Origin of the sequence: Streptomyces sp. enrichment culture (assembly GCF_964272895.1) — a bacterium.
Classification (GTDB): domain Bacteria; phylum Actinomycetota; class Actinomycetes; order Streptomycetales; family Streptomycetaceae; genus Streptomyces.
Genome location: NZ_OZ186832.1, coordinates 2921084 through 2936706, shown reverse-complemented (window position 1 = coordinate 2936706; position 15623 = coordinate 2921084). Strand labels below are relative to the sequence as shown.

Genomic DNA, 15623 nt, shown 5'->3' with positions numbered 1-15623 from the left:
GGCCCTCTTTTCGTGTGACTCCCAAGGGTGTTCTCACGACTCCTGCGGGTGGTGGATTGGCTTTCCCGCCGCAGGTAGAGGCAGGATGCGTCCCTGGGCGCGAGCGCATCGGCATTCGCAGCGCCTATGCGGCTCCGTCGCGTGGGGCGCCCCAACGGCAAGAAGAACACGGGAGTAACAACATGAACCGCAGTGAGCTGGTGGCCGCGCTGGCCGAGCGCGCCGAGGTGACCCGCAAGGACGCCGACGCCGTGCTGGCCGCGTTCGCCGAGGTTGTCGGCGATGTCGTCGCCAAGGGCGACGAGAAGGTCACCATCCCTGGTTTCCTCACCTTCGAGCGCACCCACCGTGCCGCTCGCACCGCGCGCAACCCGCAGACCGGTGAGCCGATCCAGATCCCGGCCGGCCACAGCGTGAAGGTGTCGGCGGGTTCGAAGCTGAAGGAAGCGGCCAAGGGCAAGTAAGGGCGCCGCGGTGCCGGGTGCTGCGGACCGACCGGCGGCCTGCGGGCCGTCCGTGCCCGGTCGCGCAGCTCCCCGCGCCCCGTAACACCCTCCGCTGAACGCCGATGGGGCGGCCACCCGAAGTCCGGGTGGCCGCCCCATCGGCGTTGCCGTGCGGTGTCAGAGGGCCTTGCCCGGCAGCTCCACCTTCGCGCCGAGCTCCACGAGCTTCTCCATGAAGTTCTCGTAGCCGCGGTTGATGAGCTCGATGCCGTGGACCCGCGAGGTGCCCTGGGCCGCGAGGGCGGCGATGAGGTACGAGAAGCCGCCGCGCAGGTCGGGGATGACCAGATCGGCGCCCTGAAGCCTGGTGGGGCCGCTCACGACCGCGGAGTGCAGGAAGTTGCGCTGGCCGAAGCGGCAGTCGGAGCCGCCGAGGCACTCGCGGTAGAGCTGGATGTGGGCGCCCATCTGGTTGAGGGCGGAGGTGAAGCCGAGGCGGGACTCGTAGACCGTCTCGTGGATGATCGACAGGCCGGTCGCCTGGGTGAGCGCGACCACCAGGGGCTGCTGCCAGTCGGTCTGGAAGCCCGGGTGGACGTCCGTCTCCAGCGCGATGGACTTCAGCTGGCCGCCGGGGTGCCAGAAGCGGATGCCCTCGTCGTCGATCTCGAAGGCGCCGCCCACCTTCCGGTAGGTGTTCAGGAACGTCATCATCGAGCGCTGCTGGGCGCCGCGGACGTAGATGTTGCCCTCGGTCGCCAGCGCCGCGGACGCCCAGGAGGCGGCCTCCAGGCGGTCCGGCAGGGCCCGGTGGGTGTAGCCGCCGAGCTTGTCCACACCGGTGATGCGGATGGTGCGGTCGGTGTCCATCGCGATGATGGCGCCCATCTTCTGCAGGACGCAGATCAGGTCCTCGATCTCCGGCTCGACGGCCGCGTTCGAGAGTTCCGTCACGCCCTCGGCCAGCACGGCCGTCAGCAGCACCTGCTCGGTCGCGCCGACCGACGGGTACGGCAGCCGGATCTTGGTGCCGCGCAGCCGCTGCGGGGCCTCCAGGTACTGGCCGTCGGCGCGCTTCTCGATCGTCGCGCCGAACTGCCGCAGCACCTCGAAGTGGAAGTCGATGGGCCGGCCGCCGATGTCGCAGCCGCCGAGGCCGGGGATGAAGGCGTGGCCGAGACGGTGCAGCAGCGGACCGCAGAACAGGATCGGGATGCGCGACGACCCGGCGTGGGCATCGATGTCAGCGACGTTCGCGCTCTCGACGTGCGACGGGTCGAGCACCAGTTCGCCCGGCTCGTCACCGGGGCGGACCGTCACCCCGTGCAGCTGCAGCAGTCCGCGGACGACCCGCACATCGCGGATGTCCGGAACATTGCGCAGCCGGCTCGGCGCGCTGCCCAGCAGGGCGGCGACCATGGCCTTCGGTACGAGGTTCTTCGCACCGCGGACACGGATCTCGCCCTCCAGCGGGGTTCCGCCGTGGACAAGCAGGACATCGTCGTTGACGGTCATGAATCTCGCGTTCCGTGGAGTGGGGCAGGGGGCCAGAGAGAGAAAGAGTAATCGCCGCGGACCCCCCGTCCGTAAGCCCGAGGCGGCACTCTGCGCGTCATAGGTCTGTCACAACACGAACCGTTCCCCCGCGGGCACATGCGGTCACCGTGCGCCGGGCGCGCACCCCCGCGCCGTGAGCCCGCCGTTCTCGCCCTGTGCGATGGGCTCCCCACACGGAGGCAAGATGCGGGATCATGTCTGGCATGACCGAGGTGTCCTCGCTCACAGGGCGGCTGCTCGTGGCCACGCCCGCCCTGGCGGACCCGAACTTCGACCGCGCGGTGGTGCTCCTCCTCGACCACGACGAGGAGGGCTCCCTCGGCGTCGTCCTCAACCGCCCCACGCCGGTGGGGGTGGGCGACATCCTGGAGGGCTGGGCGGACCTGGCCGGTGAGCCGGGGGTCGTCTTCCAGGGCGGCCCGGTCTCCCTGGACTCCGCCCTCGGGGTCGCCGTGATCCCGGGCGGCACCTCCGTCAACGGCGCTCCGCTCGGCTGGCGGCGGGTCCACGGGGCGATCGGCCTGGTCGACCTGGAGGCCCCGCCGGAACTGCTCGCCTCCGCCCTGGGCTCCCTGCGCATCTTCGCCGGGTACGCCGGCTGGGGGCCCGGCCAACTGGAGGACGAACTCGTCGACGGCGCCTGGTACGTCGTGGAGTCCGAGCCCGGTGACGTCTCCTCCCCGGCACCGGAGCGACTGTGGCGCGAAGTCCTGCGCCGCCAGCGCAACGAACTGGCGATGGTGGCCACGTACCCGGACGACCCTTCGCTCAACTGAGGTTCGGTGGTGGATCACTCCTTCGAGTGCCGATGTGTGTGTTCGAAGGTGGGCCAGACCGTCGGCGCATACCTTGGCGACAGTGAAGCAGGTGGTGCAGGTCAAGTTGCTGCCGACGCCGATACAGGCGGAGGCTCTCGAGGCGACCCTGCGCGCGTGCAACGAGGCGGCCTCATGGGTGAGCGAGATCGCCTTCGAGAAGAACGTGAGAAACAACTTCGCGCTGCGAAAGCACGCCTACGGCGAGATCAAGACCCGATGGGGGCTTGGTGCGCAGGCGGCCCAGCATGTGATCAAGAAGACGTGCGACGCGTACGCGACGCTGACGGCGAACGTGAGGGCGGGCAGGCTGGGTGGGCCGAACTCGAAGCAGTACCGGAAGGCTGTCGGGAAGCCAGTCGTTTTCCGGCTGGACAGCGCGCAGCCCTATGACGACCGGATGCTGTCCTGGTAGATCCCGGAGCGTCGGGTGTCGATCTGGACTGTTTCCGGGCGAGTGAAGGACGTGGCACTCGCCGCGAGCCGCGAGCAGCTGGCGACCCTGACCCTGTACCGCAAGGGCGAGTCAGATCTGCTGCACAGGGACGGTATGTGGTTCCTGCTGGCCACCTGCGAAGTGCCCGAACCCGAACCGAACAGCGACCCGGTGGAGTTCCTCGGCATCGACCTGGGCATCGTGAACATCGCCACCACCTCCGACGGCGAGATCATCGCCGGACGCGCACTCAACCGCCTCAGGGTCCGCGAACGCGGGCTGCGGGCCAAGCTCCGGAAGAAGAACACCCCGTCCGCCAGGCGCCGGCTCAAGAAGCGCAGGGGTAAGGAGGCGCGGCGGGCGCGGGACATCAACCACAAGATCGCTGAGCATGTGGTGGCCGAGGCTGAACGCACCGGTCGCGGGATCGCCCTGGAGGAACTGACGGGCATCCGCGAACGGGTACGGCTTCGCAAGCCCCAACGGGCCACCCTTTCGAGCTGGGCGTTCGCTCAGCTGGGCAGCTTCATCAGGTACAAGGCCCGCCAGGCGGGGGTGCCGGTGGTGTACGTCGATCCGGCGTACACCTCGCGCACCTGCGCCGAGTGCGGGCACATCGACAAGGCGAACCGAGTCGCACAAGCCCGGTTCGCATGCCGGAACTGCGCATTCGTTGATCACGCGGACCGGAACAGCTCCCGCAACATCCGGGCCCGCGCTCAGGTGTTGTGGCGGTGCGGGGCCCCATCGACGGCCCCTGCCTCACCGCGTAGACCTCGGTGGGACTGGACGCAAGCGCAGCATCACCGCCAGTGATGCCCGTTGTGCAAGCCTGGAGTCCGCAAACCCGGGCGGTTGATTACCCTTGGGGCTATGAGCACTCTTGAGCCCGAGCGCGGGACTGGTACGGGGACCCTCGTCGAGCCCACGCCGCAGACTTCCCACGGCGACGGCGACCACGAGCGCTACGCCCACTACGTCCAGAAGGACAAGATCATGGCCAGCGCTCTCGACGGGACTCCCGTCGTGGCGCTCTGCGGCAAGGTGTGGGTGCCCGGCCGCGACCCGAAGAAGTACCCCGTGTGCCCCATGTGCAAGGAGATCTACGACTCCATGGGCAGCGGCGGGGACGACAAGGGCAAGGGCGGCGACAAGAAGTAGCCCGGCCCGGTCCGCCAGGACCGCGCAAGGCCCCCGGGGGCGCGTTGCGGCGCGCTTGCGGGGGCCTTCGTGTGTCACGGGGTGGTTCAGACCTCTTGTGGAGCGGTGGGGGAGTCCCTAGCCTTCGTTGTGTTGTGCAGAGCGAAATCGTCATTGCGTATGCTGCAACGCCACGGAGGTCGCTCCATGAAGCCGCCCGCCCGCCTCGCCGCTCTGGCCCTCTGTCTCGTCCTCGCCGCCTGCGCCCCCGGCGGTTCCGGCACCACCTCCGCCGAGGACGAGACATCCGGCACGCTGCGCGTCTGGCTCTTCCGGGAGGTCGACAACGGGCCCAAGGAGAAGGTCGTCGCCTCCGTCGTCGCGGCCTTCGAGAAGGCGCACGACGACACCGAGGTCACCGTCGAGTACATCCCCGTCGAGAGCCGCGCCCAGCGCGTCAAGGCCGCCTTCAACGACCCGAAGAGCGCGCCGGACGTCATCGAGTACGGCAACACCGACACGGCCGGCTACGTCCGCGACGGCGGACTCCTGGACGTCACCCGCGAGTTCACCGCCTGGCCCGAGGCCGCCGGCACCGATCCCACCGCACGTCGTTCGGTGACCGTCGGCGGCAAGGTCTACGGGGCCCCGTTCTTCGTCGGCGTACGGGCGCTGTACTACCGCACGGACGTGTTCGCCGAGCTGGGACTGGAAGTGCCCCGCACTCAGGCCGAGTTGATCGCGACCGCGAAGAGGATCCGGGCGGCCCGGCCGGACCTGTACGGCCTCGCCGTGGGCGGCGCCTACACCTACGGCGCGCTGCCCTTCGTCTGGGCGCACGGCGGCGACCTGGCCACCGGCGAGGACGGCTCGTACGCCGCCGCGATCGACAGCGCGGCCGCACGCAAGGGCATCGAGGCGTACACGTCCCTCTTCGGTGACGACAACTGCCCCGCCGCGACCTGCGCCGGCTGGACCGGCAACGACACCGTCACCGCCTTCGCCGCGGGCAAGGCGGGCATGGCGATCGGGGGCGACTTCAGCCGGGCGGCGGTCGAGGCGGGGAAGGTGAGGTTCGGCGTCGTGCCGCTGCCGGGCGTGCGGGCCGGGTCGATCGCGCCCGCCTTCGCGGGCGGCAACAACATCGGGGTGCTGAAGAGCACGTCCCATCGCACGCTCGCCGTCGACCTGATGAAGCGGCTGGCGTCCGAGCGGACGCAGGAGGAGCTCTTCGACGCGATGGGCTTCCTGCCGACGTACAGCGAGGTGCGGGCGGAGGTGGCCGGGCGGGAGCCCTGGGTGAAGCCGTTCGTGGACACGCTGGAGGCGGGGACGCGGTTCGTGCCCGCCTCGCCCGCGTGGGCCCGGATCGACGCGGGTCTTGTCCTGCCGACGATGTTCCAGGAGGTCGTCAGCGGCAAGAAGGGGGTTGCTCACGCCGCGGCGGACGCGGCCCGGAAGATGGACGAGGCATTCGGGGACTTCGGGTGAGTGGTCGGGTCAGGGTGCGCGGCGGCCGGTCGCGCCCGCCCGGCGGCGCCGCATCTGCCAGGGCCCCGCGCCCCTCGCGGCGTTCCGGTGTGCCCTGGTTCTTGCTGGCACCCGCTCTCGTCGTGCTCGGGGCGCTGCTCGTCTACCCCGTCTACCAGCTCGGGCTCATCTCCCTGCTCGACTACACCCAGGCGCAGGTGAGCGGCGGCGAACCGATCACCTTCCGAGGACTGGGCAACTACTCCGAGCTGTTCGGGGACACGCGGTTCTGGGACGTGCTGCTGGCCACCGTCCTGTTCGCCGCCGCCTGTGTCGCCTCGACGCTGGCCGTCGGCTGCGCCCTCGCCGTGCTGCTCACGCGCGTGCGTGCCCTGCCGCGGCTGGCGCTGATGACGGCGGCGCTGGGCGCGTGGGCCACTCCGGCGGTCACCGGGTCGACGGTGTGGCTGTTCCTGTTCGACCCGGACTTCGGGCCGGTGAACCGGGTGCTGGGACTCGGGGACTTCTCCTGGACGTACGGGCGCTACAGCGCCTTCCTGCTGGTGCTGCTCGAAGTGGTCTGGTGCTCCTTCCCGTTCGTGATGGTCACGGTCTACGCCGGGATCCGCGCCGTGCCCGCCGAGGTGCTGGAGGCGGCCGCGCTGGACGGGGCCTCGCAGTGGCGGATCTGGCGGTCGGTGCTGGCGCCGATGCTGCGGCCGGTCCTGGTCGTGGTCACGATCCAGTCGGTCATCTGGGACTTCAAGGTCTTCACCCAGATCTACGTGATGACGGGCGGCGGCGGTATCGCGGGCCAGAACCTCGTGCTGAACGTGTACGCCTATCAGCAGGCGTTCGCGTCCTCGCAGTACGGCCTCGGCTCGGCGATCGGCGTCGTGATGCTGCTGATCCTGCTCGCGGTGACCCTCGGGTATCTGCGGCTGCTGCGCCGGCAGGGGGAGGAGGCGTGGTGAGGCGGCCCTGGCGGCTGTTCGCGGAGGGCGTGGCGCTGCTCACGGCCCTGGTGGTGGCCTTCCCGCTGTACTGGATGGTGCTCGGTGCGTTCCGGCCGGCCGGGGAGATGGAGTCGACCGCGCCGCGGCCGTGGACGTCCTCGCCCACGCTGGAGTCCTTCCGGCGGGTCTTCGGGCAGCAGGAATTCGGCCGCTACTTCCTCAACAGCGCGGTCGTCGCGGTGAGCGTGGTGATCGCCTCGGGGCTGATCGCCTTTCTCGCCGCGGTCGCCGTGACGCGATTCCGGTTCCGCTTCCGGACCACGTTGCTGGTGATGTTCCTGGTGGCGCAGATGGTGCCGGTGGAAGCGCTCACCATCCCGATGTTCTTCCTCATGCGGGACTTCGGTCAGCTGAACACCCTGGGGTCGCTGATCCTGCCCCACCTCGCCTTCTCGCTGCCCTTCGCGATCTGGATGCTGCGGGGGTTCGTGAAAGCCGTTCCGGAGTCGCTGGAGGAGGCCGCCTACCTGGACGGGGCGAGCCGGGCGCGCTTTCTGTGGCAGATTCTCTTCCCGCTCGTGCTGCCGGGGCTGGTGGCCACGAGCGTGTTCTCCTTCATCTCCACCTGGAACGACTTCCTGTTCGCCAAGTCCTTCATCATCAGCGACACCTCGCAGTCGACGCTGCCGATGGCGCTGCTGGTGTTCCTGGAGCCGGAGGAACCCGACTGGGGCGGGGCCATGGCGGCCTCCACGGTGATGACGATTCCGGTGCTGATCTTCTTCGTACTCGTACAACGGCGTCTGGTCTCCGGGCTGGGCGGGGCGGTAAAGGACTGACCATGGGTTTCGAGGATCTGATTCCGGCTCCCCGCAAGGGCTGGTGGGTGCCGCCCGCGCAGGGGGCGTTCCCGCTCGACGAGGAGACCGTGCTGCACGCCGAGCCGGGCACCGAACGGGTGGCGCGCCGGCTGCGCGAGACGCTGTGCGCCGCCACCGGGCTGCCCTTCGCCGAGGGCCGCGACGACAACGGCATCGTGCTGCGCGTGGACCCCGAGCTGGCGCCGGAGGCGTACCGCATCGTCGTCGACGGCTACGCGATCCGGGTCGACGGAGGGAGCGCGGCTGGTGTCTTCTGGGGCACGCAGACCTTCCGTCAACTCCTCGGCCCCGACGCCTTCAGGCGGGCGCCGGTCGATCCGGACCGGCGGGAGTGGCTGGTGCCGATGGTGGTGATCGAGGACGCCCCCCGTCTTCGCTGGCGCGGCCTGATGCTCGACGTCGCCCGGCACTTCCTGCCCAAGGACGGTGTCCTGCGCTATCTGGACCTGATGGCCGCGCACAAACTCAACGTGCTGCATCTGCATCTGACGGACGACCAGGGTTGGCGCGTCGAGATCAAGCGGTACCCCCGGCTCACCGAGGTCGGAGCCTGGCGTTCCCGCACGAAATTCGGTCACCGCGCCTCACCGCTGTGGGAGGAGAAGCCGCACGGCGGCTACTACACCCAGGACGACATCCGCGAGATCGTCGCCTACGCCGCCGAGCGGCATATCCGCGTCGTCCCGGAAATCGACGTACCCGGCCACTCGCAGGCCGCCATCGCCGCGTATCCGGAACTCGGCAACACCGACGTCATCGACACCGCCTCCCTGACCGTCTGGGACACCTGGGGAATCTCTCCCAACGTACTCGCCCCCACTGACAACACGCTGCGCTTCTACGAGGGGGTGTTCGAGGAACTGCTGGAACTCTTCCCGGGCGAGTTCGTGCACATCGGCGGGGACGAGTGCCCCAAGGAGCAGTGGCGGCGGTCGGGCGTCGCGCAGGCGCGGATGAAGGAACTGGGCCTCGCCGGCGAGGACGAGCTCCAGGCGTGGTTCATCGGCCATTTCGACACCTGGCTGTCCGCGCGCGGACGCCGGCTCATCGGCTGGGACGAGATCCTGGAGGGCGGGCTCGCGCCGGGCGCCGCGGTGTCCTCCTGGCGCGGCTACGGGGGCGGGATCGCGACCGCGCGGGCGGGGCACGACGTCGTCATGTGCCCCGAGCAGTTCGTGTATCTGGATCACCGTCAGGACGCGGGCGACGACGAGCCGGTGCCCATCGGCTACGTCCGCACCCTGGAGGACGTCTACCGCTTCGAGCCCGTTCCGCCCGAGTTGACCGAGGCGGAGGCCCGGCATGTGCTGGGCACCCAGGCCAATGTGTGGACCGAGGTGATGGAGGACCCCGCGCGCGTGGACTACCAGGTCTTCCCCCGGCTCGCGGCCTTCGCGGAGGTGGCCTGGAGCGCCCTGCCCGCCCCGCAGGAGCGCGACTTCGCGGACTTCGAGCGGCGGATGGCCACCCACTACCGGCGCCTGGACGCCCTGGGTGTCGCCTACCGGCCGCCCGCCGGGCCCCGGCCGTGGCAGCGGCGTCCCGGCGTGCTGGGGCGCCCGTTGGAGGGCCCGCCACCGAACCGATAATGGCAAAAGGTGCCCACTGTCACCGAAGGGTGCCAATTCGTGCGCTCGGGCGATGCCGTGCGAAAACGGACCATCTCCTCGGTGAGGTGGGCGAATGCCTCCTAGCGGACCCCCGCGTCCGGCCCCTGCGATGATGTGCCAGAGTTGCCACGTCCGCCTTGTCGGCACGTACCGTACGGCAACACAGGTGGGACCAGGTGGGGCAGCGGGAAGGGGCAGCCGGTTTGACCACGCACGCACCGCAGGCGGCGCAGGCCGTCACCCTGCCCACGACTCTGGACGAGGCCGTGGCGGCGCTCGCCGCCATGCCCGCCGCCGTGCCCGTCGCGGGCGGCACCGACCTGATGGCCGCCGTCAACTCCGGGCAGCTCAGGCCCACCGCGCTGGTCGGCCTCGGCCGGATCAGCGAGATCCGCGGCTGGCAGTACCAGGACGGGCACGCCCTGCTCGGCGCCGGACTCACCCACGCCCGCATGGGCCGCCCCGACTTCGCCGCCCTGATCCCGGCGCTCGCCGCCGCCGCCCGCGCGGCCGGGCCGCCGCACATCCGCAACGCCGGCACCCTCGGCGGCAACATCGCCTCCGCCGCCCCGACCGGCGACGCGCTGCCCGTGCTGGCCGCCCTGGAGGCGACGGTGATCGTCGCCGGACCGGGCGGCGCCCGCCGGGAGATCCCGGTGTCGCATCTGCTGGCCGGGATGGACATGCTGCGCGGCGGCGAACTCATCGGCTACGTGCGCGTGCCGCTGCTGCACGCCCCGCAGGTCTTCCTCAAGGCCACCGGCCGCACCGGCCCCGGTCGTGCGATCGCCTCCGTCGCCCTCGTCCTCGACCCCGCCCGCCGGGGCGTGCGCTGCGCGGTGGGTGCCATAGCGCCGATGCCGCTCAGGCCGCTGGAGGCCGAGCAGTGGGTCGCCCAGCTCATCGACTGGGACAACGACCGCGCGATCGTCCCCGAGGCCCTGAACGCCTTCGGCGAGTACGTCGCCGCCGCCTGCATCCCCGACCCGGTCCCGGCCGAGGACGGCACCGTGCAGCAGCTTCCGCCCGCCGTACTGCACCTGCGGCGCACCGTCGCCGCGCTGGCCCGACGAGCACTGGGGAGGGCACTGTCGTGACCGACGACCAGCACGGAGAGGGCACGCCCCAGGCGCCGGGCCGCTGGGACCCGCTGCCCCAGGGCGACTACGACGACGGCGCCACCGCCTTCGTGAAGCTGCCCGAGGGCGGCGTCGACGCGCTGCTCGCCGGGGACAGTCCGCTCGCCGCGCCCGGCCACGGCTACGTTCCGCCGCCGATAACGGTGGCTCCGGCCACCACCGCGGGCACCGACCCCGCGGCCACCGGCACCTGGACGATGCCGGCCGCGCCCGCCGAGGGCGACGCGTGGCCCGCGCCCGCCGCGGGCTCCGTGGGCGACGACCGGTTCACGTACCACCCCGGTGCGACCGGCCAGTGGACCTTCGGCGACGCCAACGCCGAGCAGCCGGCCCAGGAGCACCCCGCGCCCGGGCACGAGGTGACCGGGCAGTGGTCCATCCCCGTCGCGAACGGCGACCTTCCGGACGAGTCGGGCGAGTACACCACGTCCTCGCTCGTCGAGCAGTGGGGCGGCACGCCCCCGGCCACCCTGCCGGGCGGCGCCCCCGCGCCCTGGGCGACACAGGACTCCGGGCAGCACACCTGGGGCGCACAGACGCCGGGCGCCGGCGCGTACGCCGGTGAGCCGGCCGCGGGCACGTTCGCGGAGCAGACGCCGCTGGGGCACCCGCACACCGGGGCGCATGCCGGGGTCGCGGAGCAGGCGGACCTGCACGGCGGGGTCGCCGAGCAGCCGTATGCCGGCGGGGAGGCTCAGGCCGGGGGAGCCGTGAGGGCCCCGGAGGCCGGGGGAGCCGTGAGGGTCCCGGAGGCCGGGGGAGCCGTGAGGGTCCCGGAGGCCGGGGAGGCCCCGCGGGCTCCGGAGGCCATGGGGGCAGCGGAGGCGGTGGGGGCGTCGGAGGCCGCCGACGCCGGGACGCCGGAGCAGCCGCGGGCCGCAGCGGGCTCTGAGGGCGCTTCCGGGGCCGTCGGGGTCGCGGAGCCCGTGCCCGGCGCCGGAGGCGCGCAGGAGGCCGTGGAGGGCCTGGAGACGGCCGTCGAGGCCGACGGGGCCCCCGTGGCGGACGCCGTGGACGAGGCCGCCGCGGGCCCTGTCGCGAACGGTGCCGCCGAGGCGCCCGCGCCCGAGGCCGCGTCCGCCGCCGTCGCGACGCCCGACTCCGGTGCGGACGCCTCCGCCGGCGTGACGCAGGGCGCCCTCCAGGGGACCGCCGAGGCGCCCGCCGAGCAGACCGCCAGGGATGCCGCGCCGGGCGCCGGCCACGCCGTACCGGCCGCCGATCCGGCCGTACCCGCCGACGCCGCCGCCGACGAGGACGCACCGCCCGCCGCCCCCGAGGAGGCGGCGCCCCCCGCGCCCGAACTCGCGCCGCCGCCCGCCGAGGAGCACCCCCTCGCCTCCTACGTCCTGCGGGTCAACGGCACCGACCGGCCCGTCACGGACGCGTGGATCGGCGAGTCGCTGCTGTACGTGCTGCGGGAGCGGCTCGGGCTGGCCGGGGCGAAGGACGGCTGCTCGCAGGGTGAGTGCGGGGCGTGCAACGTGCAGGTGGACGGCCGGCTGGTCGCGTCCTGCCTGGTGCCCGCGGCCACCGCGGCCGGCAGCGAGGTGCGCACCGTCGAGGGACTGGCCGCCGACGGGCAGCCCTCCGACGTGCAGCGCGCGCTCGCGCGGTGCGGGGCGGTGCAGTGCGGCTTCTGCGTGCCCGGCATGGCGATGACCGTGCACGACCTGCTGGAGGGCAACCCCGCGCCCACCGAGCTGGAGACCCGGCAGGCCCTGTGCGGCAACCTGTGCCGCTGCTCGGGCTACCGGGGCGTCCTCGACGCCGTGCGGGAGGTCGTCGCCGAGCGCGAGGCGCACAGCGGCGCCGACGCCGGCGAACACGACGGCGACGAGGCGCGTATCCCCCACCAGGCGGGACCGGGCGCCGGAGGCGTCCACCCGTCGGCGTTCGAGGCGGGCGGGCACCCGCACGACCAGGTGTATGGACAGGGCCAGGACGGAGGCCAGGCGTGAGCAACGAGGCAGCCACCGCGACCACCGCCGAGGCCGCTCCCGCCCCGGAGCCGATCCCGCACGGCCTCGGCTCCTCCCTCGCCCCCGCCGACGCGCGCGCGAAGACCGAGGGCACCTTCCCCTACGCGGCCGACCTGTGGGCCGAGGGCCTGCTGTGGGCCGCGGTGGTGCGCTCGCCGCACCCGTACGCGCGCATCACGTCGATCGACACCGCCCACGCGCGCGAGATGCCCGGAGTGCGCGCGGTCGTGACGCACGAGGACGTGCCGGGCAGCCCGGTCCACGGCCGCGGCAAGGCGGACCGCCCGGTCTTCGCCTCCGAGGTCGTACGCCACCACGGCGAGCCCATCGCCGCCGTGGCCGCCGACCACCCCGACACCGCGCGGATGGCGGCCGCGGCCGTCATCGTCGAGTACGAGGTGCTCGAACCGGTCACCGACCCCGAACACGCCTTCGAGGCCGAGCCGTTGCACCCCGACGGCAACCTGATCCGGCACATCCCGCTGCGCCACGGCGACCCGGAGGCGAGCGGCGAGATCGTCGTCGAGGGCCTGTACCGCATCGGCCGCCAGGACCCGGCCCCCATCGGCGCCGAGGCCGCGCTCGCCGTGCCCCGTCCCGACGGCGGCGTGGAGCTGTACACCGCCTCCACCGACCCGCACACCGACCGGGACACCCTCGCCGCCTGCTACGGCCTGGCGCCCGAACAGGTCAAGATCGTCGTCACCGGTGTGCCCGGCGCCACCGCCGACCGCGAGGACCAGGGCTTCCAGCTGCCGCTCGGCCTGCTCGCCCTGAAGACCGGCTGCCCCGTCAAACTCACCGCCACGCGCGAGGAGTCCTTCCTCGGCCACGCCCACCGCCACCCCACCCTCCTGCGCTACCGCCACCACGCGGACGCCGAGGGCAAGCTGGTGAAGGTCGAGGCGCAGATCCTGCTGGACGCCGGCGCCTACGCCGACACCTCCTCCGACGCGCTCGCCGCGGCCGTCTCCTTCGCCTGCGGCCCCTACGTCGTGCCGAACGCGTTCATCGAGGGCTGGGCGGTCCGTACGAACAACCCGCCGTCCGGCCATGTGCGCGGCGAGGGCGCGATGCAGGTGTGCGCCGCCTACGAGGCGCAGATGGACAAGCTCGCCAAGAAGCTGGGCCTGGACCCGGCCGAGCTGCGGCTGCGCAACGTCATGGCCACGGGTGACGTGCTGCCCATCGGCCAGACCGTGACCTGCCCGGCCCCGGTGGCCGAACTCCTCCAGGCGGTACGTGACTTCCCGCTGCCCCCGCTGCCCAAGGACACCCCCGAGGACGAGTGGCTGCTGCCCGGCGGCCCCGAGGGCGCGGGCGAACCGGGCGCGGTGCGCCGGGGCGTGGGCTACGGCCTGGGCATGGTGCACATGCTCGGCGCGGAGGGCGCCGACGAGGTCTCCACGGCGACCGTGAAGGTGCAGGACGGCGTGGCGACGGTGCTGTGCGCGGCCGTCGAGACCGGACAGGGCTTCTCCACCCTGGCCCGGCAGATCGTGCAGGAGACGCTGGGGGTGGAGGAGGTCCACGTCGCGCCCGTCGACACCGACCAGCCGCCGGCCGGCGCGGGCTGCCGCGGCCGCCACACCTGGGTGTCCGGCGGTGCGGTGGAGCGGGCCGCCAAGATGGTCCGTACACAGCTTCTGCAGCCTCTGGCGCACAAGTTCGGCATGTCCACCGAGTTGCTCCAGATCACCGACGGCAAGATCACCTCGTACGACGGGGTCCTGTCGACCACCGTCGCGGAGGCGATGGAGGGCAAGGAGCTGTGGGCGACCGCGCAGTGCCGCCCGCATCCCACCGAGCCGCTGGACGACTCCGGGCAGGGCGACGCCTTCGTGGGGCTCGCCTTCTGCGCGATCCGCGCCGTCGTGGACGTCGACATCGAGCTCGGCTCGGTGCGGGTGGTGGAGCTGGCCGTCGCCCAGGACGTGGGGCGGGTGCTCAACCCTGCGCAGCTGACGGCCCGTATCGAGGCGGGTGTCACGCAGGGCGTGGGCATCGCGCTCACCGAGAACCTGCGCACGCCCCGCGGCACGGTCCGCCATCCCGACCTCACCGGCTACGCGCTGCCGACCGCCCTGGACGCGCCGGACATCCGGATCGTGAAGCTGGTGGAGGAGCGGGACGTCGTGGCGCCCTTCGGCGCGAAGGCCGTCAGCGCCGTGCCGGTGGTCGCCTCCCCGGCGGCCATCGCGTCGGCGGTGCGGGCGGCGACGGGGCGACCGGTGAACCGGCTGCCGATCCGCCCCCAGGCGGCGGTGATCACGGGGCCGTGAGGTCTGGAGTGCCTTCGGGCCGGTGAGGTCCGCGGTGTTCTCGGCTCGTTGAGGCTCGGGCTTCGCTGATTGCTCTCCCGAGGTTTTCCACAGGTCGGGGTCGTTGTCAGTGGGGCCGCGTAGTGTTCTGGCAGTGGGCGGGGCTGCCCGGGAACCCGGTGGCGCCTGCCCCGGCACGAGCACGCACGGGGGAATCATGAGTCTGCTGACGACCGAGCCACGAGTGGCACCCAAGTTCGCCCAGGGCCGCTCCGGCCTCGCTCTCGACCTGCCCTACCGCCTGCTGGACCGGGAGTTCGGCCGCGGCCGGGTCGTCCGCTTCGAGGACGTCGACTTCCCGACGGCCCTCACCCACGAGCCGACCCGCCGCTTCCTGCGCGAGACCGGGCTGCCGGAGGAGGGCTTCCTCTTCGCCCTGGACACGGAAGTGCCGCTGGCGCCGGTGGGGGAGTACGTCGCCGAGGAGCGCCCCGATCTGCCGCTGCCGGACGCCGACGCCGGCCACCTGATACGCCTCGGCCGTCTCACGCAGGACAGCAGCGTCGTCCTCGACGGCCGCACGGGCACGCTCCTGGACTGGAGCGAGCCCGAGGGCACGCTGCATCCGCTGAGCGCGGACGTCTCCACGTTCGCCTTCGCCCTGTGGCAAGTGCGCCGGGAGTGCGCGCTGTTGGAGACCGTGGCGGGAATCGAACCCGCGTAAGTCGCTTTGCAGGCGACTCCCTGAACCACTCGGGCACACGGTCGTTGCTTCGAACTCGGTGAAACGACCGTAGAGCGGCGCCCGTCGGCGGCTCAAGGAAACGGCGGCGGCTGCAACGGGACCGCCATACGCCGTTCATGAAAGGGGGGTTCGCGGTGCGGGAGGTACGCAGGGGCGTACGACCAAGGTCCCAGTCACGGCGGTCC

The 15623-nt window shown here is 72.2% G+C and carries 14 protein-coding genes and 1 tRNA gene; 13 read left to right on the top strand and 2 right to left on the bottom strand.

What is annotated here, in order from left to right; genetic code table 11:
- Window positions 1-182 precede the first annotated feature (182 nt).
- A complete protein-coding gene (locus tag ACSU6M_RS13325) occupies window positions 183-464 on the top strand; it encodes an HU family DNA-binding protein (RefSeq protein WP_383380035.1) in 282 nt (93 codons plus the stop codon).
- A 159-nt stretch (window positions 465-623) separates the two neighbouring features.
- Here the strand turns inward: ACSU6M_RS13325 and murA are convergent, their stop codons facing one another.
- A complete protein-coding gene (murA, locus tag ACSU6M_RS13320) occupies window positions 624-1961 on the bottom strand; it encodes a UDP-N-acetylglucosamine 1-carboxyvinyltransferase (protein WP_437069831.1) in 1338 nt (445 codons plus the stop codon).
- Window positions 1962-2206: 245 nt separating this feature from the next.
- Here murA and ACSU6M_RS13315 point away from each other — a divergent pair, with 245 nt between their 5' ends.
- The 12 genes from ACSU6M_RS13315 (at window position 2207) to ACSU6M_RS13260 (ending at window position 15417) form a co-directional block, all read left to right on the top strand.
- Window positions 2207-2779, top strand: coding sequence for a YqgE/AlgH family protein (locus tag ACSU6M_RS13315; RefSeq protein ID WP_437069829.1), 573 nt, complete (start codon window positions 2207-2209; stop codon window positions 2777-2779).
- Window positions 2780-2861: 82 nt separating this feature from the next.
- Complete coding sequence (locus tag ACSU6M_RS13310; RefSeq protein WP_437069827.1) at window positions 2862-3233, top strand: hypothetical protein; 372 nt, start codon at window positions 2862-2864, stop codon at window positions 3231-3233.
- A 15-nt stretch (window positions 3234-3248) separates the two neighbouring features.
- On the top strand, window positions 3249-4070 hold the full coding sequence (locus ACSU6M_RS13305; protein WP_437069826.1) for an RNA-guided endonuclease InsQ/TnpB family protein: 822 nt from the start codon (window positions 3249-3251) through the stop codon (window positions 4068-4070).
- Window positions 4071-4127: 57 nt separating this feature from the next.
- The gene (locus ACSU6M_RS13300; protein ID WP_356690570.1) at window positions 4128-4415 is read left to right on the top strand and encodes a DUF3039 domain-containing protein; all 288 of its coding nucleotides are present in this window, start codon (window positions 4128-4130) and stop codon (window positions 4413-4415) included.
- 186 nt (window positions 4416-4601) lie between these two features.
- Window positions 4602-5885 (top strand): extracellular solute-binding protein, encoded by a 1284-nt coding sequence (locus ACSU6M_RS13295; protein WP_437069823.1) that lies wholly within the window; start codon window positions 4602-4604, stop codon window positions 5883-5885.
- On the top strand, window positions 5882-6838 hold the full coding sequence (locus ACSU6M_RS13290; RefSeq protein ID WP_437069821.1) for a carbohydrate ABC transporter permease: 957 nt from the start codon (window positions 5882-5884) through the stop codon (window positions 6836-6838). The genes ACSU6M_RS13295 and ACSU6M_RS13290 overlap by 4 nt, the downstream gene beginning before the upstream one ends.
- Window positions 6832-7659: a carbohydrate ABC transporter permease gene (locus tag ACSU6M_RS13285; RefSeq protein WP_437069819.1), complete on the top strand. Its 828-nt coding sequence runs from the start codon at window positions 6832-6834 to the stop codon at window positions 7657-7659. Before ACSU6M_RS13290 ends, ACSU6M_RS13285 begins: the two co-directional genes overlap by 7 nt.
- Window positions 7660-7661: 2 nt before the next feature.
- Entirely contained in the window at window positions 7662-9290 is a 1629-nt protein-coding gene (locus tag ACSU6M_RS13280) for a beta-N-acetylhexosaminidase (protein ID WP_437069817.1), read from the top strand.
- A 224-nt stretch (window positions 9291-9514) separates the two neighbouring features.
- Entirely contained in the window at window positions 9515-10408 is an 894-nt protein-coding gene (locus ACSU6M_RS13275) for an FAD binding domain-containing protein (protein ID WP_437069816.1), read from the top strand.
- Complete coding sequence (locus ACSU6M_RS13270; RefSeq protein ID WP_437069814.1) at window positions 10405-12411, top strand: 2Fe-2S iron-sulfur cluster-binding protein; 2007 nt, start codon at window positions 10405-10407, stop codon at window positions 12409-12411. Before ACSU6M_RS13275 ends, ACSU6M_RS13270 begins: the two co-directional genes overlap by 4 nt.
- Window positions 12408-14714, top strand: a complete 2307-nt coding sequence (locus ACSU6M_RS13265) for a xanthine dehydrogenase family protein molybdopterin-binding subunit (RefSeq protein WP_437069812.1) — start codon at window positions 12408-12410, stop codon at window positions 14712-14714. The genes ACSU6M_RS13270 and ACSU6M_RS13265 overlap by 4 nt, the downstream gene beginning before the upstream one ends.
- 196 nt (window positions 14715-14910) lie before the next feature.
- Window positions 14911-15417 (top strand): SUKH-4 family immunity protein, encoded by a 507-nt coding sequence (locus ACSU6M_RS13260; RefSeq protein WP_437069811.1) that lies wholly within the window; start codon window positions 14911-14913, stop codon window positions 15415-15417.
- Here the strand turns inward: ACSU6M_RS13260 and ACSU6M_RS13255 are convergent.
- Window positions 15386-15460: transfer RNA gene (locus ACSU6M_RS13255), tRNA-Cys, on the bottom strand. The two genes, ACSU6M_RS13260 and ACSU6M_RS13255, sit on opposite strands and share 32 nt — an antisense overlap.
- Window positions 15461-15623: the final 163 nt, after the last annotated feature.

Coding starts and splice junctions, on each gene's coding strand:
- ACSU6M_RS13315 (WP_437069829.1), top strand. CDS start 2,207: ATGACCGAGGTGTCCTCGCTCACAGGGCGGCTGCTCGTGGCCACGCCC.
- ACSU6M_RS13280 (WP_437069817.1), top strand. CDS start 7,662: ATGGGTTTCGAGGATCTGATTCCGGCTCCCCGCAAGGGCTGGTGGGTG.
- ACSU6M_RS13325 (WP_383380035.1), top strand. CDS start 183: ATGAACCGCAGTGAGCTGGTGGCCGCGCTGGCCGAGCGCGCCGAGGTG.
- ACSU6M_RS13300 (WP_356690570.1), top strand. CDS start 4,128: ATGAGCACTCTTGAGCCCGAGCGCGGGACTGGTACGGGGACCCTCGTC.
- ACSU6M_RS13295 (WP_437069823.1), top strand. CDS start 4,602: ATGAAGCCGCCCGCCCGCCTCGCCGCTCTGGCCCTCTGTCTCGTCCTC.
- ACSU6M_RS13260 (WP_437069811.1), top strand. CDS start 14,911: ATGAGTCTGCTGACGACCGAGCCACGAGTGGCACCCAAGTTCGCCCAG.
- murA (WP_437069831.1), bottom strand. CDS start 1,961: ATGACCGTCAACGACGATGTCCTGCTTGTCCACGGCGGAACCCCGCTG.